Here is a 20,244-nt window from a genome sequence, read left to right on the forward strand (position 1 = left end):
AAACGAGTCTCAATGTTTTTGATATAGTGAGACTCGTTTATTTTATTTTATTCTTTTTTCGGTTTGTTTGTCTTTTTCATCGACTCACCTATCATATTACTTGCGGTAAAGGAAGCCACCATATTATTTAGCATGTCGCTACCAGCTTGAGGTGAATTGGGTAGTAAAATTAAGTTTGTGTTGGTCTCTTCACCAATAGACTGTAAGGTGTCATAATGTTGAGTAACAACTATTAATGCAGAGGCTTCTTGTGAATTAATACCCACTTTATTTAAAACTTCAACAGATTCTTCTAAACCTCTGGCTATTTCTCTTCGTTGATCGGCAATACCCTGTCCTTGTAATCTTTTGCTTTCGGCTTCTGCTTTTGCTTTTTCTACAATTAGAATACGCGCCGCATCACCTTCAAATTGTGCGGCAATCTTTTCTCTTTCAGAAGCGTTTATACGATTCATAGCCTCTTTTACTTGCGCATCAGGATCTATATCAGTTACTAGGGTTTTAATAATGTCGTATCCATAGTCTAACATAGCCTCTTGTAGCTCCGATTTAACAGCGATAGCTATATCATCTTTTTTAACGAAAACATCATCAAGCTTCATCTTTGGTACCTCAGCGCGTACAACGTCAAATACGTAAGAAGTTATTTGATCATGTGGGTACTCTAGCTTATAAAATGCCTCATAAACTTTTTCTTTGATAACCACATATTGTACAGAAACTTTAAGCTTTACAAATACATCATCTAAAGTTTTTGTTTCTATAATTACATCAAGCTGTTGAATCTTTAAACCAATACGTGCCGAGATGCGTTGTACAAATGGTATTTTAAATTGTATGCCGGAATTTCTAACACTTGTAAACCTGCCAAAGGTTTCAATTATTACCGCAGTTTGTTGTTTTACTATAAATACTGTTGATATAAAAGCAACAGCAATAAAAAGCAAAATTGGAATCCATATAAAACTTCCCATAATTAAGTGTGTTTAGTTAATGATTATCAATATACTAAGAGTTTATAATATCTGTAGTATTAATTGAGAGTTTGTTACAGTTACAATGCCATAATAAAGGAATTATTTCTTGCCGAGTTTATCAATAGCGTTATTTATTCTAATAAGACTTTCATCTTTTCCAATTATTTCAATAATATCGAATAGGTGTGGACCTTTCATGTCACCGACAATTACGAGTCTTAAGGGAGCCATTACCTTTCCAAAAGGCAATTCCTTTGATGTAATCCAATTTTTAATCGCTGTTTCAATATGTTCGGATGTAAAGTTTTCAATCGGTGCAATTATGTTGCCCACAGCTTCCATTAATTCGGCTGTGTTTTCTTTCCATTGTTTTTTTACAGCCTTTTCTCCGTAAGTATTCGGAGTTTTAAAAAAATAGTCAGCAAGGTTCCAGAAATCAGTAATAAAAGAGGCGCGCTCTTTAATCATAGAAACTATTCTCTCAATAGTTTCTATTTTAAGTAAATTAAAATCGACTTCTAAGTGTTTTTTTAATGTTGGTATAAATAATTGAGCTAACTCATTGTCGCTTTTCTCTTGTAGATAGTGTTGATTGTACCATTTGGTTTTATCTGGATCAAAGCGTGCTCCAGATTTGTTAACACGTTGCAAATCAAAGGACTCAATTAGTTCGTCAAGGCTAAATATTTCTTGTTCTGTTCCTGGATTCCAGCCTAAAAGAGCTAGAAAGTTAATAACAGCCTCTGGGAAATAACCAGCCTCTTTATATCCTATAGATTCGTTCCAAGTTAAAGGAAATACAGGAAAACCAAGCTTGTCTCCATCACGCTTACTTAGTTTACCTTTACCAACAGGCTTCATAATTAATGGTAAATGAGCAAATTCTGGGGCTGGCCATCCAAAAGCATCATATAATTGTTTGTGTAGCGCCAAAGAAGGCAACCATTCTTCGCCTCTAATTACGTGAGAGATTTCCATTAAATGGTCATCTACAATATTAGCTAGGTGATAAGTGGGCATACCGTCAGATTTAAATAACACCTTATCATCAAGTACGTTTGTGTCTATTTCAATGGTACCCCTAATTATATCCGAAAGAATTATTTTTTGGTCTTGGGGAGTTTTAAAACGAACAACGTAGGGAATGTTTTCTGCTAGTTTAGATTTCGTTTCAGTTTCGCTTAATGCTAATGAGTTAGTTAACTTCAATCTGTTGTGCCAATTGTATATAAAGGTCTTTCCTTTTGCTTCGTGATCTTTTCTGTGATCATCTAGCGCTTCCGCAGTGTCAAAAGCATAGTAGGCGCTCCCTTTTTCAATTAACTGTTCTGCATATTCTTTATATAGATTTTTTCTCTCACTTTGACGATATGGCGCAAATTTTCCTTCTTTTGCCACGCCTTCGTCATAAGGTATTCCACACCAATTAAGAGCATCAATAATATACTGTTCAGCACCTTCTACATACCTATTTTGATCAGTATCTTCAATACGAAGAATAAAAGTACCATTATGTTTTTTAGCAAATAAATAATTAAATAAAGCTGTTCTTACACCTCCGATATGTAAAGGACCTGTTGGACTAGGCGCAAATCGAACTCTTACATTTGAACTCATCATTAAATTTTTAGAATGCAAAGATACATCTTGAATAGGACCGCAAAACATGTGAATAAAGCTTTTTAACAAAATTTTCTTAGCTAAATTTACTGCTTAGTTTATATTGTACTAAAACACGTAAAGATTGGATAGTTATCAACAGATTCTTACAAAGTTAAACCAGTTTACAAAGCGCTATTATTCAAATATGCTTGTAAAAGGTATGTTGTTGTTTTTAAGCATTGGTGTTATCTTGATATTTAGTGTCATGGGAATTGAGTATTTTTTGTGGTTAGGTTCGACTGGAAGGTTGGTTTTGTTTTCAATGTTTGTCCTTCTATCGGGCTACTTGTTTTATAAATACATAATTACTCCTGTTTTCTTTTTGATTAAGGTAAAAAGGGGAATATCAAATAAAGAAGCATCGCGGTTGATTGGCAAACATTTTCCTGAGATTAATGACCGTTTGTTAAATCTATTGGATTTAGTAGGAAGTGAAAAAGAATCAGAATTACTACTTGCGAGTATTAATCAACGCTCAAGCAAATTACAGAATATACCATTTGTTAAGGCTGTTAATTTTGCTGAAGGATTGGGATACGCTAAGTATTTATTAGTTCCAATAGTTTTATTTTTTACAGTATGGTTTACGGGTGATTTAAGCTCTTTTATTGGGTCTTATGAGCGAGTTGTCAATTATGACTTAGCATACGATCCGCCTGCTCCATTTCGCTTTAAAATGCTTTCTAATGAGTACGAAGTTTTAGATTCAGAATCGTATACGATTCGCGTTAAGACTGAGGGTGATGTACGTCCAGACGTAGTGTTTGTTGTAATTGATGGAAAGAAGTTGATGATGAAAAGCGGAAAGAATGGATTTGAGCACACTTTTATGCCTCCAATTAGTTCTTTTGACTTTTATTTTGAAGGAAGTGAAGTTCGATCTAGAAACTACCATCTAAATGCAAAAAAAACTCCATTTATTCAGCGTTTTGAAATGGAATTATTGTATCCAAGTTATACGAATAGAAAGTCTGAAATTTTAAAAGGCACTGGTAATGCAGTTTTACCTGAAGGCACGCAAGTAAATTGGAAAATATTCGGAGACAATACGAATTCAATTCACTTGACTACAAAAGATACTATTTTAAGTTTTAACAGGATTAAAAAGGAGTTTGATTTATCAAAAAGAATTTATGCTGATCTTAAATATGAATTGGCAACTTCTAATGAGAATATAAGTAATTATGAAAAACTAGGATATTTGATTGAAGTAATAGAGGACGAATATCCTAAGATTGAAGTTGCTCAAGTTTTGGACTCGGTTAAACCTAATATACTGTATTATGTTGGTGAGGCTTCAGATGATTATAAACTAAAGAGTATAAAATTGGTTTGTTATCCATTGGAAAGTCCGAATGATATTCAGAAAATTGATTTAAGTTCATCGAAAATAGGAATAAGTCAATTTTATTATACTTTTCCATCTGGATTGCAGCTGCAAGAAGGAAAAACCTATAATTTTTATTTTGAAGCTACAGATAATGATGCAGTGCATGGAGGTAAAAGGAGTAAGAGCCAGGTTTTTTCCAATGTTATTTTAGACGAAGATCAGTTACTTGATAAACAACTAGAGTTTCAGGAGACTATTTTAGATAATATGGATAGGTCTTTGGATGCTTTAAAAGAGCAAAAAGAGGCTTTAGAAGATATTAATAAAGACCAGAAAGAGAAAAGTGCTTTAAATTTTAATGATCAGAACCAAATTAAAGACTTTCTTAAAAAACAAGAGCGACAAGAAGGTTTAATGCAAAAATATAGTAAGCAATTAAAAGAGAACCTAGAGCAGGGACAAGAGGATAGTCAAATGAGCGAAATGCTTAAAGAAAGACTTGAAAGACAGGAGCAGCAGGCTAAGAAAAACCAAAAGTTGTTAGAAGAGTTGCAAAAGGTGGCAGATAAGATAAATATAGATGATTTAAAGAAAAAACTGGAGGATTTAGGGAAAAAGCAACAGAATAACGAGCGTAATTTAGAACAGCTGTTAGAATTAACTAAACGTTATTATGTAACTGAAAAAGCTTCTCAATTGGCAAAGGAACTTGAGAAACTAGGTAAAAGACAAGTGTATTTGTCGGAAAATAAAATTAGAGAAAATTTTTCTAATAGGGAGCAAGAAAAGTTAAATGTTGATTTTAATAAAATTGCAGAAGAACTAGATGAATTGAATAAAGATAATGAAGGTCTTAAGAAACCTTTACCGCTAAAAATTGATGAAGAGAAGAAAAGCGGAATTAAAAAAGATCAAGAGGAGGCATTGGAGCAAATTAGTGAGCATGAAGGTTTAGAAAATAGTTCTAATTCTGATGCGAGAGATAAAACTGCTAGAAAGACTTCTCAAAAGCAAAAATCTGCAGCACAGAAGATGCAAGAAATGTCTAAAGATCTTCAGCAATCTTCATCAGCTGCAGGTGGTGATTCGGCTGTTACTGAAGATGCTGAGATGCTACGACAAATCTTAGATAATTTGGTGATTTTTTCATTTAAACAAGAAAATCTATATGATGTTGTTAAGGAAACGGAAGGTGCTGAATCTCAGTTTTCTGGAAGCATTCGTAAACAACAAGAGCTTAAGGGTTTATTTGAGTATGTAGATGACAGTTTGTTTTCTTTGTCATTAAGGCGTGTGGAACTTTCCGAGTTTGTGAATGAACAAATAACGGAAGTGCACTATAATATGGATAAAACCTTGGAAAGCATGGCCGAGAGTCGTTTAATTCAAGGAGCTTCTTACCAGAAATATGTTTTAAGTGCGTCAAATAGTTTAGCGGCGTTTTTGGCTAGAATTCTCGAAAATATGCAGCAAAGCATGCAAATGGGTCAAGGGGATGGAGAAGGTCAAGATTTTCAGCTTCCAGATATTATAAAAGGTCAAGGAGATTTACAGAAGAAAATGGAGCAGATGGGACAATCTGGCCAAGGGAAGTCTGGTGAAGGACAAGAAGGGCAAAAAGGCGAGGGCAAAAAACCTGGCGAGAGCGGCAAGTCTGGTAAGGGTAAAGACGGTAAGAGTGGTCAGGACGGACAACAAGGTGAGGGTGCAAGGCCAGGTGAATCTGGAAAAAAAGGTAATGCTGGAAGTCAAGGTCAAGGTGAAGGTAATGGTGGAAGTCAAGGTCAGGGTCAACCAAGTGAGCAAGAGTTACAGGAATTGTATGAAATTTATAAAGAACAACAATTAATTCGGCAGCAATTGGAAAATCAACTTAAAGATATAATCAATAAAAATGATAAAGAGTTGGCCAAAAAATTACTAAAACAAATGGAAAACTTCGAAAATGACCTTATAGAAAATGGTGTTACTCAGCGTACTCAAAATAAAATGAATAATATACAGCATGAGTTTTTAAAATTGGAGAATGCCGCCTTAAAGCAAGGAAAGAAGAAAGAAAGAGAAAGTAATTCTAATAAGGCTATTTTCCAAAACCCTATTACCACAAAGCCTGCTGTTTTAGATGATTACAAGAATGAAATTGAGATTTTAAATAGACAAGACCTACCTTTGCTTCAAATGTACCAAAATAAGGTGCAACAGTATTTTCAAAATAATGATTGATTACCATTACGAATTAAATTTTAGTTTAGAGTACGAGGAACGATATACCAATTGGATTCTTGATGTAGTAGATAGTGAAAACTTAAAGATAAATCAATTAAACTATATTTTTTGTAATGATGATTATTTGTTAAAGATGAATGTTAAACATTTGAAACACAATACGTTAACCGATATTTTGACCTTTGATTATTCCGAAGGCACGAACATTATTGCAGATATTTTTATTTCGGTAGATAGGGTTAAGGAAAATGCAAAAGAATTTGACAATAATTTTAACAATGAGTTGCTTAGAGTTATGGTGCATGGAGTTTTGCATCTTGCGGGTTATAAAGACAAGTTAGAAGAGGATACTGTGCAAATGAGATTAAAGGAAGATGAAAAGATAAAAATGTTCCACGTGGAACAATAGACTATGTTTGGAGAAGAGTATGATGTAATTGTTGTAGGTGGAGGTCACGCTGGTGCGGAGGCCGCCGCTGCCGCTGCTAATATGGGTTCTAAAACTTTATTGGTAACTATGAATCTGCAAACTATTGGTCAGATGTCATGTAATCCTGCAATGGGAGGTATAGCAAAAGGTCAGATTGTAAGAGAGATTGATGCTTTGGGTGGTTATAGTGGAGTTGTAACTGATAAATCGGCTATTCAATTTAAAATGTTGAATAAATCTAAAGGGCCTGCTATGTGGAGTCCGCGAGCACAAAGTGATCGAATGCGTTTTGCAGAAGAGTGGAGAATGGCACTTGAAAACACACCAAATTGCGACTTTTATCAAGAAATGGTGAGAGGGCTTATTATTGAGAACAATAAGGTGGTTGGTGTTAAAACATCTTTAGGTATTGAGATAAAAAGTAAAGCCGTAGTATTAACAAACGGAACATTTTTAAATGGATTAATTCATATTGGAGAAAAACAATTCGGAGGGGGTAGAGCTGGTGAAAAGGCCGCGACTGGCATTACAGAAGAATTAACTGAAATTGGTTTTGAAAGTGGAAGAATGAAGACAGGAACACCGCCTAGGGTTGATGGGCGTTCTTTAGATTATAGCAAAATGATTGTTCAGCCAGGTGATGGTAATCCTGAGAAATTTTCTTATTTAGATACTGAGGTCTTGACTAATCAACGTGATTGTCATATGACACATACGAGTAAATTAGTTCATGATTTGCTACGAGAAGGTTTTGATAGATCTCCAATGTTTAATGGTAGAATTAAAAGTATAGGCCCGAGATATTGTCCTTCAATTGAAGATAAAATAAATCGATTTGCTGATAAAGATAGCCATCAAATGTTTGTGGAACCGGAAGGTTGGAATACTGTTGAAGTTTATGTTAACGGCTTCTCAACTTCTCTTCCTGAAGATGTTCAGTACAAGGCGTTAAAATCGGTGATTGGTTTTGAAAATGTGAAGTTTTTTAGACCTGGTTACGCTATAGAATATGATTATTTTCCACCTACACAATTAAAGCATACGTTAGAAACTAAATTAGTGGATAATTTGTATTTCGCGGGTCAAATTAATGGAACTACGGGATATGAAGAAGCTGCCTCACAAGGATTAATGGCGGGTATTAATGCATCATTGAAATTACAAGAAAAAGATCCTTTTGTATTGACTCGGGATGAAGCTTATATTGGTGTTTTAATTGACGATTTAATTACTAAAGGAACAGAAGAACCATACAGAATGTTTACTTCTCGTGCAGAATACCGTACGTTATTAAGACAAGATAATGCTGATTTAAGATTAACTCCAAAAGGATATGAAATTGGATTAGCTTCAGAAGAACGCCTGAGAAGAATGGAAAAGAAAAAACGTAATTCAGATAGTTTTGTTGACTTTTTCAAGAAAACAAGTGTTCTCCCTGAAGATATAAATCCAATTTTAGAACGAGTCAATTCTGCAATTGTAAAGCAGTCTGATAAAATGTTTAAGGTTTTTTCTAGACCTAAAGTAACAATGGAGCACATGTTGGAATTAGAAACAGTTTCTAATTTTGTATTGGATAATTCATTGGATAGAGAGGTTCTTGAGCAAACAGAGATTCAAGTAAAATATTCTGGTTATATCGCGAAAGAAAAGAATAATGCTGACAAATTATCAAGACTAGAGAATATTAGAATTCCTGAAAATTTTGATTATAGTAAGTTAAAGTCTTTATCGTATGAAGCGCGTGAAAAATTAGAAGCTATTCAGCCTGTTACTATTTCACAGGCCTCTAGAATAAGTGGTGTTTCTCCTTCGGATATAAGTGTATTGTTAGTGTATATGGGTCGATGAAAACTTCTTTGTATTTCAAACAAAAAAAACCCAATATAGCCCCTATTTTAGGAGTAATGTTACCACTGATTTCTCTAATAGATATTATCAGTGCTAAAATTGATTATATTAAAATTATTGTTTTGTTGTCTATTTCAACGGTACTTTTTAGCTATTCAATCTCATATGAAATTTCAAAGGAATTTAAAAATTGGAGACATTTCAAAGTTTTTGGAATCACGTTGTTTAGGAGTGAATTGTTAATAGTGTTTCCTGACTACATTTCTGTTTTTTCGGCAATTAATAAACGTAGTGCGGAGTGGGGACCGGTAGCCGCAATGGGTAAAAAACAATTAAGTGATAGTCTTGTTGTTCGGCTTTTTAGTGGCAGAAAACATTTTACAATATATCGCACTAAATCTCTAAGTGATGCTAAATTAAAGGCTATGGAGCTATCCGAATTGTTAGGTGTTAAATTAAAAAAGTAAACACTGTTCCACGTGGAACATTTTAGTGATTGGCCTGATTTTTGATACCACTTTGGTTAACTTCAAACGCCACCATTAATGAGAAATATTTTAATTTGTACTCTAGTGTTATTTATTTTTCAATCATGTATACCCCTTAGAATAGCTCCTGATATTCAAACCTATAAAATTTCAAAAGGAAAGAAATTTAAACGTGGCTTACCCAAGCGACAAATGTTCATTTTTGAAGATTCTAAACAAGCAGGAGCATTTTACGAATATGTGAATGTAAAGTACGACTTAAATGATATTAATGTTTACGATGATATTCCTTTTCAAATTGTTGGTCAGGAATATTTTTTTTCATTTTATGAAATAGATATTCCTGATAAAAGTGTAAATTTTCTGCCAGTTTTATTTGAGCAGGCTTTCAATGCGGCTTTAAATATTGAAGATGATAATGATGCAGAACCAAAAGAAATAAGAAAAGATAATTTTTATATTGCCATAGAAGTTTATAGTGATATAGAAAAAGATTGTCTTTCTTCAGAAGCACTTTCAAAAGAATCAGTTTTAAAGTACCTTAGCAATCTAAGACAGGAATACCTTACCACCAACAATTATAATGAACTTGTTTTTAAAAACTATTGACCACTCTGTTACCGGCGAAGAATTTGAACTTTATCATGATGCGGAATTAGATATGCTAATAACGCGTCCACAGCCAAAAGAATTAGATCAATACTACAAGAGTGAGAATTATATTTCTCATACAGATTCTAGCAGAACATTAACAGAAAAGATTTATCAAATAGTAAAAAAATTCTCTTTGGAATTAAAGGTGCATTTGATAAATAAATATTCTGAGAAAAATAAAACAATATTGGATGTCGGCGCTGGAACCGGAGATTTTTTAGCTGTAGCAAAACAGAAAGGTTGGAGTGTTTTTGGAGTAGAGCCTAATTGGCATGCCAGAGGAAAAGCATCTGAAAAGGAAATAAACCTTAGTGGTGAATTAGAAGCTGTAATGAATCGGAAATATCAGGTTATTACATTGTGGCATGTTTTAGAACATTTAACAGATCTGGAAAACCAGATTTTAAAAATGAGTTCTTTATTGGAAGATAGTGGCACTATGGTTATAGCGGTGCCAAATTATAAATCTTATGATGCAAAATATTATAAAGAATATTGGGCGGCCTATGATGTGCCTAGACATTTGTGGCATTTTTCTCAGGATTCCATACAAAGACTTTTTGCAAAGTATCAAATGGAAGTTGTTGCCAAAAGACCTTTGCTTTTTGATTCTTTTTATGTTTCATTATTATCAGAAAAATATAAGAAGAGTAGGTTAGGTTTTATCAAAGGCATCTTCATAGGTTTAATCTCAAATTGTTCGGCCTTGTTTTCTAAAGAGTATTCTTCTCTTATTTATATTGTCAAAAAAGCCTAATTCGCATTTTAAAACGATTTGCTGCATTTTCGCTTATTTAGATGATAGCTAACATTTAGCTAAAAATATCATTGAATTTAACCGGGTTTTAGCGTGCTGATATTTATAAATTTAATTTATTGAAACAAACGCCTTTAATTGTTTTTGTCTATGCGTATTATTTTGTCAAATTTAAATTAGTCAAACAAGATTCTCCTGTATTCAAAAAGCTTTCCTATTTTAGCGCTGCTAAAAAAATAGCCTTGTAATAATAAATAATAGATTTCTATTCAGATAGAAATGACAATTTAAATTAAGTTTATGAAAAATGTAGTTTTGATTCTAGCTCTAGTTTTGTTTGCATCATGTGAGCAAAATAAAATTGCTTATGTTGATAATGTAAGATTGATGGATGAGTATCAAGAAAAGATAGATGCCGATGCAAAATTTAAGGTTGATGAAGAGGTCTTGACTAAAAAAAGAGATAGTATGTCTCAAGCATATCAGTTAGAGATGCAAGCTTTTCAAACTAATTCTCAAAAAATGTCTCAAAAAAAGGCACAAGAAGAATACGGTGTACTACAACAAAAAGGTCAATTTTTAGGTCAGCAATTGCAACAAGAGGCGCAACAAGCGCAAGCGGCTAATCAAACAATTCTTGATAGCATAATTAGCACTGTAAAAACTGAGATTAAAACCTATGGTAAATCAAAAGGATATACCTATATTTTAGGTGGTGGCGATGGCGGAAGTGTATTGTATGGCACAGACGCTAATGATGTAACAGACGATGTTGTTAAACTTCTGAATGACAAATATAAAAAATAGAAGATTTCTTCTCAAATTATTAACCCTGGCTTTTTTTAGTTGGGGTTTTTTGTTTTAAAAGGAAGGCTGATAAGCGTTTACGATTGTAAAAGAAACACTAGAAATACTGTTGGAATTAAATAAATTACTATCGTTTGTGCGCCAACATAATCTTTAGCAATACGCTGACCAAATAAAAGCATTAAAAGTGTTATGCATGAGGTGATTGCTCCGTACAAAGCAAAAGTTTTGCTGCCATTAGTAATTAGCTGAATAACGCCAACAACGCAAAGAATAGCGGATATTGCTTCAAGAACAGTGATAGTTGCTAATAAAAAGGGTACCATGTTTTTAAATGGACTTTCACTAAAATGACCTTTTAACCAAGAAAGGTTTCCGTTCCAATCTAATATTTTATCTATACCGCTTTGTAAGAATGTAATGATTGCAAACACAAGAAGAATTAACTCTGCAGGGAAATTCATTAATTGATTCATTGCTTAAGATTTTATAACAACATTAGTTTTACTTGGTGCTTTGTGTAGTAAACGAGTAAGTTTAATGGAGAGGTCCATTAGAATAATTTTACCATTACCATTACGCTCAATGTGGTAAATAGCACTTTCAAGTTCTTCAGTAATGTCCAAGATATTATTCTCATGTACAAATGGCGCAAATTTGTCGAGATGAAAATTATTAACACTAATCTTCATGTAAGCCAATTCACGTGCTCCATAATTAATAAGTAGAGCTTGTCGCATTACTGCAAGACAATAGTTTAAAAAGTTCTTTTGCGTTTCACGACCTTGTTTCGCTACTTCTTCGCTCCATGAAATTAAATCATGAATTGCCGCCTTATTGCCTTTTGCTTTAAAAGCGCTACGCACCCATTGTACAAACCATTTTTCAAAGATTAAATCTTCAGAATCATTGTTTAATAAATCAAGAGCTTTATTGAAGTTGCCATTAGATTCATGGGCAAATCGCATAGCTTCTTGTTTTTGCAAACCTTTTTCTATTAGTGCCTTTGCAATTGCTTCTTCTGATAATGGTGGAAAATGAAGTAGTTGACAACGAGACTTTATTGTTTGAATTATTTGTTCTTCGTCTTCGGCAATTAAAATGAAAACAGTCTTTTCTGGAGGCTCTTCAATTAACTTTAATAATTTATTAGCAGCTGCAATGTTCATTTTATCGGCCATCCAAATTAACATCACTTTATAGCCACCTTCATATGACTTTAACGCTAATTTTTTGACAATATCTTGAGCTTCATCAACCCCAATTTGTCCTTGTTTTTTTTCGATGCCAATAAAGCGATACCAGTCGAAAAGGTTTCCATAAGGCTGCTCTTTAATAAACTGTCTCCATTCAGAAATATAATGGTCACTTACTGCATGACTTTTTACTTTATCTGAATTTGTAACCGGAAAGGCAAAATGCACATCAGGATGTGTATATGAGTCACATTTAAGATTGCAACTTTCATTTCCATTACTATTTTCCCCATTACTATTACTGCAAATTATGTATTGGGCGTAAGCAAGAGCCATTGCTAGTGTTCCACTTCCTTCTGGGCCAATAAACAATTGAGCATGTGAAATTCTTCCAGCATCTGCACTAGAAGATAAGTGGTTTTTAATATGATTGAGCCCTAAAATTTCTGAGAAGCGCATGGGTCAAATATAGTTGAATTAATTGAACCTATTTTAAGAAAAAAACCTGTCTTAAAGCGATGTACGGGCATAAATCTTTACATTTGTGCTTCCTAAAAAAAAGATTGACAATGAAGACCCTTAATGATTTTAATTTCAAGAATAAGAAAGCACTAATAAGAGTTGATTTTAATGTGCCTTTAGATGCTGAATTCAATGTTACAGATACAAATAGAATTGAGGCCGCTAAACCAACAATAATTAAAGTGCTTGAAGATGGTGGGTCGGCAGTATTAATGAGTCATTTAGGAAGACCAAAAGGTGAAAGAAACCCAGACATGTCTTTAAAACATATAGCAGATAAAGTTTCCGAAATTATTGGGGTACAAGTGAAATTTGTTGAAGATTGTGTGGGTGAAGTAGCTGAGAAAGCTGCAAATAACTTGCAACCTGGTGAAGTTTTGCTTTTAGAAAATCTTCGTTATTATTCAGAAGAAACCTCTGGCGATAAAGACTTCGCAGAAAAACTTTCGAAGTTAGGTGATATATATGTTAATGATGCTTTTGGCACCGCGCACCGCGCGCATGCCTCAACCACAATTGTTGCTCAATTTTTTGAAGGTCGCAAATGCTTTGGACAATTGTTGGCGAAGGAAATTGAGGCTATTGATAAAGTAATGGCTAGTGGTGAGAAGCCAGTTTTGGCTATTTTAGGTGGTGCAAAGGTTTCTTCTAAAATCACGATAATTGAGAATATTTTAGATAAGGTTGACCACTTAATAGTTGGTGGAGGAATGACTTATACTTTTGTAAAAGCAAATGGAGGAAAAGTAGGTGATTCTATTTGTGAAGATGATAAAATGGAGCTTGCTTTAGAGATACTAAAACAAGCAGAAGCCAAGGGTGTTAAGGTTCATATTCCTGTTGATGTAATTGCTGCAGATGATTTTAGTAATGACGCACAGACACAAGTTGTAGATGTAGATAAAATACCTGATGGTTGGCAAGGCTTGGATGCTGGTCCAAGAACTTTAGCTATCTTTAAAGAGGTTATTCTTAAATCAAAAACAATATTATGGAATGGTCCCGTAGGTGTTTTTGAAATGGAAAATTTCGCAAATGGCACAATTTCTGTAGGTAATGCCATCGTGGAAGCAACAGCTGCTGGAGCTTTTTCTTTAGTAGGTGGGGGTGATTCCGTAGCTGCAGTGAAGCAATTTGGTTTTCAGGAAAAAGTTAGTTATGTTTCTACAGGAGGCGGTGCTATGCTTGAGAGCTTGGAAGGTAAAACATTGCCCGGAATAGCTGCAATTATCGAATAATTAGGTCGTTACTTATTTATAACCCTAAGAATTCTTTAATATAGCAAGATTTTATGGTTTGATAAGAAATGTCGATTTTCGCCTTTCTTCGTATAATTTTAGAAGGTTTATGATTGTAAAAACAAAAGGTTTACTTGTAATATTTTTTTGTGTCTTTTCATGTTTGAGTGTTAGCGCACAGGAACAAGATTCTACGGCTTCTGCCGTGTTGTCTGAAAAAATAGTAGCTGTAAAAGATACAATCGCTGATTCTTTGGCCATCGATTTGCAGAATATTGAGCAAATGGATGAAATGGATGCAGAGTCAGAACAAGAAACTCCATTTGTTTTAGCAAAAGATTCTAGTAAAAGTAAATATGATTTAAAAGATAATGCCTTAGCTGCGCTTTATGATAGTCTTTGGATGCGCGAAATGTATGAGGCTAATGGACTTTTTGACGAAATGCAAGAAGAGGTAGTAAGTATTAGTAGTACCAATACTATTGATGGCAATCCTGTTGCAACTGAAGAAGAAGTCTATGTCTACGATTTACCAACAGACTCTTTAAAAGCAAGACTGCAAAAGTTAAACAAGAAAACACCTTTTAATGTAGTTTACAATAAGTCTTTAGAGAGTGTGATTAAATCATTTTTGACTCGAAAGCGTGGTTTAATGGAGCGTATGTTGACTATAAGTCAATTTTATTTTCCGCTTTTTGAAGAAGAATTTGATCGACATGATATTCCTTTAGAAATGAAATATCTTTCTATAGTAGAGTCAGCATTAAATCCTAAAGCGAGGTCAAGAGTAGGCGCTACTGGACTTTGGCAGTTTATGTATGGAACAGGTAAAGAATACAAATTAGATGTTACAAGCTATGTAGATGAACGAAGTGACCCAATAAAATCTACAAAGGCATCAGCACAGTTTCTTTCTAAATTATATCGAATTTTTGGCGATTGGGATTTGGCTTTAGCTGCGTATAATTCTGGCCCTGGTAATGTAAATAAGGCTATAAGACGCTCTGGGGGGCATCGTAATTATTGGAATATTAGACGCAATTTACCCCGTGAAACAGCTGGGTACGTTCCAGCCTTTTTAGCTACCATGTATATTTTTGAGTACGCAGAAGAACATAACCTTAAAGGAAAAAGGGCTGAGAGACCATATTTTGAAACCGACACTGTGCATGTAAAGAGCTTAATTACTTTTCAGCAGATTTCTGAATTGGTAGGTGTTAGTGAAGAAGAATTAAAGGTGCTTAATCCTTCCTATAAATTGAAAGTTATTCCTTATATCGAAGGAAAGAATTACGCCTTAAGATTGCCTAAAAAAGCTATGGGTAAGTTCGTTAACAATGAAGAGCAAATTTATGCCCATGTTAAAAATGAATTAGAGAGTAAAGAAAGCCCTTTGCCTAAATTGGTTAAACAAGCGGAATCTAATCGCATACGTTATAGAGTAAGAAGTGGAGACTTTTTGGGTAAAATTGCCGAACGATATGGAGTTCGTGTAAGTCAATTAAAGCAATGGAACGGACTTAGGAGTAATAATTTAAGTGTAGGACAGCGACTTACTATTTATCCTCGTAATAGCGGTGCTACTGTTTCGTCAACCAAAAGTAAAGCAGCTACTACTAATGCAACTACGGTAAAAATACCTGATGGCGCAAAAACTCACACGGTTAGGTCAGGCGATTCTTTATGGACGATTTCTAGGAAATATCCTGGAGTGTCCATAGACAATTTAAAAAAGTGGAACAGGTTAAATAGCAGCAAGCTCAAGCCTGGTACAAGGCTTAAACTTTGCGAGTGCTCCTCATAAAACACATGTGTTCAAATTATTTTAGAGCTCATGTATAAATTGGAACTGTTTTTGTGGTAGTATTCATTGTCTTAAAATCATTCTAAACCATCCAATTTAACAAACATGAGAAAACTCGGAATATTCATAATACTATTTGCTATAATATTATCGTGCAAAGAAGGTAAAAAACAAACTTATTTGCCGCAATCAATAGGTGGAATAAACACAATCGCCATTGTAGTTGATAATCAGCTTTGGCAGGGAAAAGTTGGCGATAAAATTAGAGAATATTTTGCAGCACCTGCGGTTGGTTTAACTTTAGATGAGCCAATTTTCACAATTAATCACGTACCACCTGCTGTTTTCACAGGCACAATTAGAAATATGAGAGCTATTCTTTATGTAGAAAAGGATACACTGAACCTTGGCCATATAAAAACGGATATGTATTCTAAACCACAAAAGGTAGGTGTAATAAAGGGGCGTACAGAAGAAGAAATAATTGAAAATATTGAAGCGAAAGCTAATGAGATTATAGCATCTTTTAAAAATCTTGAAATCAATGAAGCTCAAGTTAGATTTAAGGGGTCATTAAGTAAAGAGACAGTTTTAAAAGATAAGTTTGGTGTAAGCTTGTCTATGCCGGCAGCGTTTAAAGTTGTTAAACAAGAAGATAATTTTGTTTGGATGGAAACCCAGATACCTAAGGGAACTATGAATGTTATTGCGTATGAATTACCTGGAGATAGCTTTAACAACGATTCTACTTTTGTAAAAGACATTGTTAGATTGCGAGACTCAATAGGCTCAGTTTATATTCCTGGTCCTGATGTGCCTGGTAAAATTACTCATATGCGCGGTGATCCAGCATTTGCGCCACATGTATATGCCACAGAAATAGGAAGTAAAAAAGCTGTAGAAGTACGGGGTATTTGGGATATTAAGAATTATCCAATGGCCGGACCTTTTGTTTCTTATATAATTAATGATAAAGAGAAAAATAGAAAGCTGGTTTTAGAAGGTTTTACCTTTGCACCTTCTGCTAACAAACGAGATTATATGTTTGAGTTGGAAGCGATAATACGATCGGCAAAATTAGATTAAAAGGCATATTAAATTTAATTCAAAAGCCCTGACGTTTATAGTCAGGGCTTTTTCGGTTAGGTTGATTCGAATACTTTTTACTGTTAAGTAAATCTCATAATGTTTTTATGAATCTTGTAAAGTGAACCAAAAAAATGCTTTCACATAAGAACTTAATAAGGAATTACTTAGGTCTTTTAAAGCCTCCATGTATATTTCTTTGTTAAGTAGGGTATTCTTCATGATAAGACATTGGGTTTTCTATAAGTATAACTCTGATATTTCAATTTTTTGTATATATATAACAGGCTTTGTTGTGAAGGTATTTATAATTGTTGCGTAATGTATTTTGAAGTAGGGTATATGAATATTGAAGGACTTAATTTATTATGATTGTAAAAAAAAAGACCGTTGTTTTGCGGTCTTTTTATTTTAATTATATGTTTTCGATTTACATTTTAGTAATTATAAATTCAGAACGTCTATTTAAATAATGAGCTTGTTCAGAACATCTTACTGTTCCATCACATTCATTAATTAATCGAGCCTCACCAAAACCAATTGCGCTTTCAATACGTTCGGGCGCTATACCTTGCTTAATAAGATAATCTCTAGATGATTTTGCTCTGAGGTCCGATAGATATTCGTTATATGCGCGTGAACCTCTTGAATCTGTGTGTGATTCAATTTTTATTACCATGTTGGGATATTCATTCATAACAGCAACCATTTTGTCCAATTCTATTGCTGCGTCTGTACGTATGTATGATTTATCAAAATCGAAATGAATCATTTCGGTTTTAAGCTTTTTAATACCATCTTCAACCGCTATTAGCTCTTCTAAGCGCTTTAATGATATATCTGCGTTAATGGTATCGTTCTCTGTTGTATTTGCAGGAATAACATTTTCAAAGTAAGGGTTTTTGTTAGCTCTTATATTGTATTTTGTGTTACTGTCTAGATCTTCAAATATGAAGCTACCATCGTCAGTGGTTTCAATTTCTTTAAGTTTAACATTGTTTTCGTCCAATAATTCAACCAAAGCTTTTGGCATAAGATCTCCAGTAACTAATTCTGTGACAACTCCTGAAATAGCATTGATGTTTGTAGGAACTTCTTCTAAAAGTAGATTTTCAAAGGAGTAGATGTCATCATCACCCTTGCCGCCTTCTCTATTTGAGGCAAAGAATCCTTTTTGTGAATCCTTATCTATTATATAAGAAAAATCGTCTTTATTGCTGTTTATAGGCTGGCCAATATTTATTGGTTCTCCAAAACCTTTTTCTTCCTCATATGATGCTTCAAAAACATCTAAACCGCCAAGACCGGTATGGCCATCAGATGAAAAATATAATTTTTCTCCATTGAAATAAGGAAACATTTCACGTTTGTCTGTGTTGATATCTGGCCCTAAGTTTCTAGGCTTAGAAAAAGTATGTCCTTCTAAAACATCTACAACAAATAAATCTGTAGCACCCATTGTTCCTGGCATATCAGAAATAAAATACAATTGTTTTCCGTCAGGACTTAAGGCAGGGTGACCTATAGAATAGTCGTCGCTAGCAAATGGTAATTCGACAGCCTCAGACCAATCTTCACCAACCTTTTTAGACATGTATATTTTAAGATTGTTTACCCCGTTTTTATCTCTTTTTAATTTTTTGCCATAATTATTTCTTGTGAAATACATGGTTGTGTTATCGGGAGTGAATGCTACAGAAGCTTCATGATACTTTGTGTTTATTTTCTTTGAAAATTTAATAGCGTCTTTTAAATCAAGTGATTCCTCATTTAGCTTAGCGACGTAAAGGTCTAAGTATGGTTGATCGTTCCATTTGTATTTTCGAGTGTGCAAAAAGGAAGAATCTTTGGCAGAAGCGAAAACTACTTGTGAGGAGTCCAGAAACATTGGGGAGAAATCAGAATACTCCGAGTTTATTTCCAAATTCTTAACGTCAATGTTATCGTTCGTTGCTGCTAAGATATTATCTAATACCATTTCATTCGGTATTGTCTGGCTTGCTGCACTTGCGGATAAAGCTTCGTCTTCAACTTTTTTATTATATAATCGCATCAATCTTTTTGAACGACCATATTTACCCGTTCCTTTTAAAGTATGAGCATATTTAAACATATTGTCTGCAGAAAGTTCTTTGCCATAATTTTCGTATAAAATATTATACCATTCATAAGCCTTTTCCATATTAGTGTTGTAATAATATGAATCGGCTGCCTTTTGAATAATCTCAGAAGAATAATATTTTTTACCTTTTAAGAGTGCTTCTTCATATAAATTTGCTGCTTCAGAATACCACATCTTATCAAAGTAAAGATCAGCTTTTTGTATAAGCTTGCTTTTATTTGGAGTTTCAATTAAAGTGTTTGTTGGTGTGGGTTCATCTAAATCAAGGTCTAAGCCGCTAACAGGATTGCTTAATTGATAGATTTCTGATGCACTTGGCTCATTAGAAATTGGTGGGTTTATAGGTTGATCACTATTTTTAACTTGTAAAACCCAAACTTCATTTTTATAGCGACCTTCAAAATTGGTGGTACAAACATCAATAGCTTTTTTCCAATCGGTATAATATTCTAGGTAAACATAATTAAGTCCGTTTTCAAGATTTTTTACTGAACCTGGAGCGAAGCCTTTTTTCTTATGTCTTTTAAGTGCTTTATCTCTATTTCGTTCTTTACCATATGTACCTGAAATTATATAATACCCATTTGGGGTAGAAGGTAAATTTACAAAAGTGCGATAAGGTATATTGTTTTTAGCAGCGGCTTCTTCAAATGTTTCTTCATAAGTGTTAATGAGGAAAGAATAAGAATCTGGTTGTTTGTCATTTTCAAAAGAAAGATTTGCACTTGAGGTATTGCTAACAAACAAATTACTTTCATCAAATTGTGCAGAAAGCATAATCGCTGAAAAAAGTAAGTAGATTGAAAATAGCTTTTTCATGATTTGGGTTATTTAAAAAGCTAAGAAACTATGAGTTCTTAGAGTTTTGTAGGAGAACTTATTTATTAGGTTTAAGTTCCTTTATTTCGATATGTTATATTGTTATTAATAGGGCGATTCGTTGTTTTAAGTCGAATAGGTTACTGCTTAGAACGAACAAAAAATTACACCGTTTAAAGTTAACGAAGAATTTAGCTATTTCGTATAAATGAATTGAGTGTCAAGGTCAATTAATACGGGCTCTCGCAAAAATATAATATTCAAAAAATGATAAG

The 20,244-nt window shown here is 33.7% G+C and carries 16 protein-coding genes; 10 read left to right on the forward strand and 6 right to left on the reverse strand.

The annotated features are described in order from the left end of the window. Positions 1 to 47: 47 nt before the first annotated feature. Together UH7x_RS07530 and gltX are read right to left on the reverse strand one after the other, a co-directional pair. Complete coding sequence (locus UH7x_RS07530; RefSeq protein ID WP_482363110.1) at positions 48 to 974, reverse strand: SPFH domain-containing protein; 927 nt, start codon at positions 972 to 974, stop codon at positions 48 to 50. Positions 975 to 1,076: 102 nt separating this feature from the next. Next, on the reverse strand, positions 1,077 to 2,594 hold the full coding sequence (gene gltX, locus UH7x_RS07535) for a glutamate--tRNA ligase (protein WP_482363111.1): 1,518 nt from the start codon (positions 2,592 to 2,594) through the stop codon (positions 1,077 to 1,079). Between the two features lie 127 nt (positions 2,595 to 2,721). Between gltX and UH7x_RS07540 the strand changes: the two genes are divergently transcribed. The 7 genes from UH7x_RS07540 to UH7x_RS07570 all read left to right on the forward strand — a co-directional run bounded on the left by UH7x_RS07540 (position 2,722) and on the right by UH7x_RS07570 (position 11,182). Next, positions 2,722 to 6,192: a hypothetical protein gene (locus tag UH7x_RS07540; protein ID WP_482363112.1), complete on the forward strand. Its 3,471-nt coding sequence runs from the start codon at positions 2,722 to 2,724 to the stop codon at positions 6,190 to 6,192. Continuing rightward, positions 6,185 to 6,604, forward strand: coding sequence for an rRNA maturation RNase YbeY (gene ybeY, locus UH7x_RS07545; protein WP_482363113.1), 420 nt, complete (start codon positions 6,185 to 6,187; stop codon positions 6,602 to 6,604). The genes UH7x_RS07540 and ybeY overlap by 8 nt, the downstream gene beginning before the upstream one ends. A gap of 3 nt (positions 6,605 to 6,607) precedes the next feature. Next, on the forward strand, positions 6,608 to 8,476 hold the full coding sequence (mnmG, locus tag UH7x_RS07550) for a tRNA uridine-5-carboxymethylaminomethyl(34) synthesis enzyme MnmG (RefSeq protein ID WP_482363114.1): 1,869 nt from the start codon (positions 6,608 to 6,610) through the stop codon (positions 8,474 to 8,476). Continuing rightward, positions 8,473 to 8,943: a hypothetical protein gene (locus UH7x_RS07555; protein ID WP_482363115.1), complete on the forward strand. Its 471-nt coding sequence runs from the start codon at positions 8,473 to 8,475 to the stop codon at positions 8,941 to 8,943. Before mnmG ends, UH7x_RS07555 begins: the two co-directional genes overlap by 4 nt. Before the next feature lie 78 nt (positions 8,944 to 9,021). Further along, positions 9,022 to 9,573: a hypothetical protein gene (locus UH7x_RS07560; protein WP_482363116.1), complete on the forward strand. Its 552-nt coding sequence runs from the start codon at positions 9,022 to 9,024 to the stop codon at positions 9,571 to 9,573. Further along, positions 9,548 to 10,375 (forward strand): class I SAM-dependent methyltransferase, encoded by an 828-nt coding sequence (locus UH7x_RS07565; protein WP_482363117.1) that lies wholly within the window; start codon positions 9,548 to 9,550, stop codon positions 10,373 to 10,375. Before UH7x_RS07560 ends, UH7x_RS07565 begins: the two co-directional genes overlap by 26 nt. A gap of 300 nt (positions 10,376 to 10,675) precedes the next feature. Further along, complete coding sequence (locus UH7x_RS07570) at positions 10,676 to 11,182, forward strand: OmpH/Skp family outer membrane protein (protein ID WP_482363118.1); 507 nt, start codon at positions 10,676 to 10,678, stop codon at positions 11,180 to 11,182. 77 nt (positions 11,183 to 11,259) lie between these two features. On the opposite strand, the gene UH7x_RS07575 is transcribed toward UH7x_RS07570, so the two are convergent. Then, entirely contained in the window at positions 11,260 to 11,658 is a 399-nt protein-coding gene (locus UH7x_RS07575; RefSeq protein ID WP_482363119.1) for a DoxX family protein, read from the reverse strand. Between the two features lie 3 nt (positions 11,659 to 11,661). Continuing rightward, positions 11,662 to 12,837, reverse strand: a complete 1,176-nt coding sequence (gene holB, locus UH7x_RS07580; RefSeq protein ID WP_482363120.1) for a DNA polymerase III subunit delta' — start codon at positions 12,835 to 12,837, stop codon at positions 11,662 to 11,664. Between the two features lie 110 nt (positions 12,838 to 12,947). Between holB and UH7x_RS07585 the strand changes: the two genes are divergently transcribed. The 3 genes from UH7x_RS07585 to UH7x_RS07595 all read left to right on the forward strand — a co-directional run bounded on the left by UH7x_RS07585 (position 12,948) and on the right by UH7x_RS07595 (position 17,028). Beyond that, positions 12,948 to 14,138, forward strand: coding sequence for a phosphoglycerate kinase (locus UH7x_RS07585; protein WP_482363121.1), 1,191 nt, complete (start codon positions 12,948 to 12,950; stop codon positions 14,136 to 14,138). A 109-nt stretch (positions 14,139 to 14,247) separates the two neighbouring features. After that, positions 14,248 to 15,942, forward strand: a complete 1,695-nt coding sequence (locus UH7x_RS07590) for a LysM peptidoglycan-binding domain-containing protein (RefSeq protein WP_482363122.1) — start codon at positions 14,248 to 14,250, stop codon at positions 15,940 to 15,942. 105 nt (positions 15,943 to 16,047) lie between these two features. After that, positions 16,048 to 17,028 carry a DUF4837 family protein gene (locus tag UH7x_RS07595; protein WP_482363123.1) on the forward strand — a complete coding sequence of 327 codons (981 nt, stop codon included), beginning with the start codon at positions 16,048 to 16,050 and terminating at the stop codon, positions 17,026 to 17,028. A 105-nt stretch (positions 17,029 to 17,133) separates the two neighbouring features. Here the strand turns inward: UH7x_RS07595 and UH7x_RS07600 are convergent, their stop codons facing one another. Together UH7x_RS07600 and UH7x_RS07605 are read right to left on the reverse strand one after the other, a co-directional pair. Beyond that, on the reverse strand, positions 17,134 to 17,250 hold the full coding sequence (locus UH7x_RS07600) for a DUF6747 family protein (protein ID WP_482363124.1): 117 nt from the start codon (positions 17,248 to 17,250) through the stop codon (positions 17,134 to 17,136). A 208-nt stretch (positions 17,251 to 17,458) separates the two neighbouring features. Next, positions 17,459 to 19,969, reverse strand: coding sequence for an OmpA family protein (locus UH7x_RS07605; protein ID WP_482363125.1), 2,511 nt, complete (start codon positions 19,967 to 19,969; stop codon positions 17,459 to 17,461). Between the last annotated feature and the right edge of the window lie 275 nt (positions 19,970 to 20,244).

The organism is Aurantibacter sp. UH7 (assembly GCF_056839165.1).

Coding starts and splice junctions, on each gene's coding strand:
- UH7x_RS07530 (WP_482363110.1), bottom strand. CDS start 974: ATGGGAAGTTTTATATGGATTCCAATTTTGCTTTTTATTGCTGTTGCT.
- gltX (WP_482363111.1), bottom strand. CDS start 2,594: ATGAGTTCAAATGTAAGAGTTCGATTTGCGCCTAGTCCAACAGGTCCT.
- ybeY (WP_482363113.1), top strand. CDS start 6,185: ATGATTGATTACCATTACGAATTAAATTTTAGTTTAGAGTACGAGGAA.
- mnmG (WP_482363114.1), top strand. CDS start 6,608: ATGTTTGGAGAAGAGTATGATGTAATTGTTGTAGGTGGAGGTCACGCT.
- UH7x_RS07555 (WP_482363115.1), top strand. CDS start 8,473: ATGAAAACTTCTTTGTATTTCAAACAAAAAAAACCCAATATAGCCCCT.
- UH7x_RS07560 (WP_482363116.1), top strand. CDS start 9,022: ATGAGAAATATTTTAATTTGTACTCTAGTGTTATTTATTTTTCAATCA.
- UH7x_RS07565 (WP_482363117.1), top strand. CDS start 9,548: ATGAACTTGTTTTTAAAAACTATTGACCACTCTGTTACCGGCGAAGAA.
- UH7x_RS07570 (WP_482363118.1), top strand. CDS start 10,676: ATGAAAAATGTAGTTTTGATTCTAGCTCTAGTTTTGTTTGCATCATGT.
- UH7x_RS07575 (WP_482363119.1), bottom strand. CDS start 11,658: ATGAATCAATTAATGAATTTCCCTGCAGAGTTAATTCTTCTTGTGTTT.
- holB (WP_482363120.1), bottom strand. CDS start 12,837: ATGCGCTTCTCAGAAATTTTAGGGCTCAATCATATTAAAAACCACTTA.
- UH7x_RS07585 (WP_482363121.1), top strand. CDS start 12,948: ATGAAGACCCTTAATGATTTTAATTTCAAGAATAAGAAAGCACTAATA.
- UH7x_RS07590 (WP_482363122.1), top strand. CDS start 14,248: ATGATTGTAAAAACAAAAGGTTTACTTGTAATATTTTTTTGTGTCTTT.
- UH7x_RS07595 (WP_482363123.1), top strand. CDS start 16,048: ATGAGAAAACTCGGAATATTCATAATACTATTTGCTATAATATTATCG.
- UH7x_RS07600 (WP_482363124.1), bottom strand. CDS start 17,250: ATGAAGAATACCCTACTTAACAAAGAAATATACATGGAGGCTTTAAAA.
- UH7x_RS07605 (WP_482363125.1), bottom strand. CDS start 19,969: ATGAAAAAGCTATTTTCAATCTACTTACTTTTTTCAGCGATTATGCTT.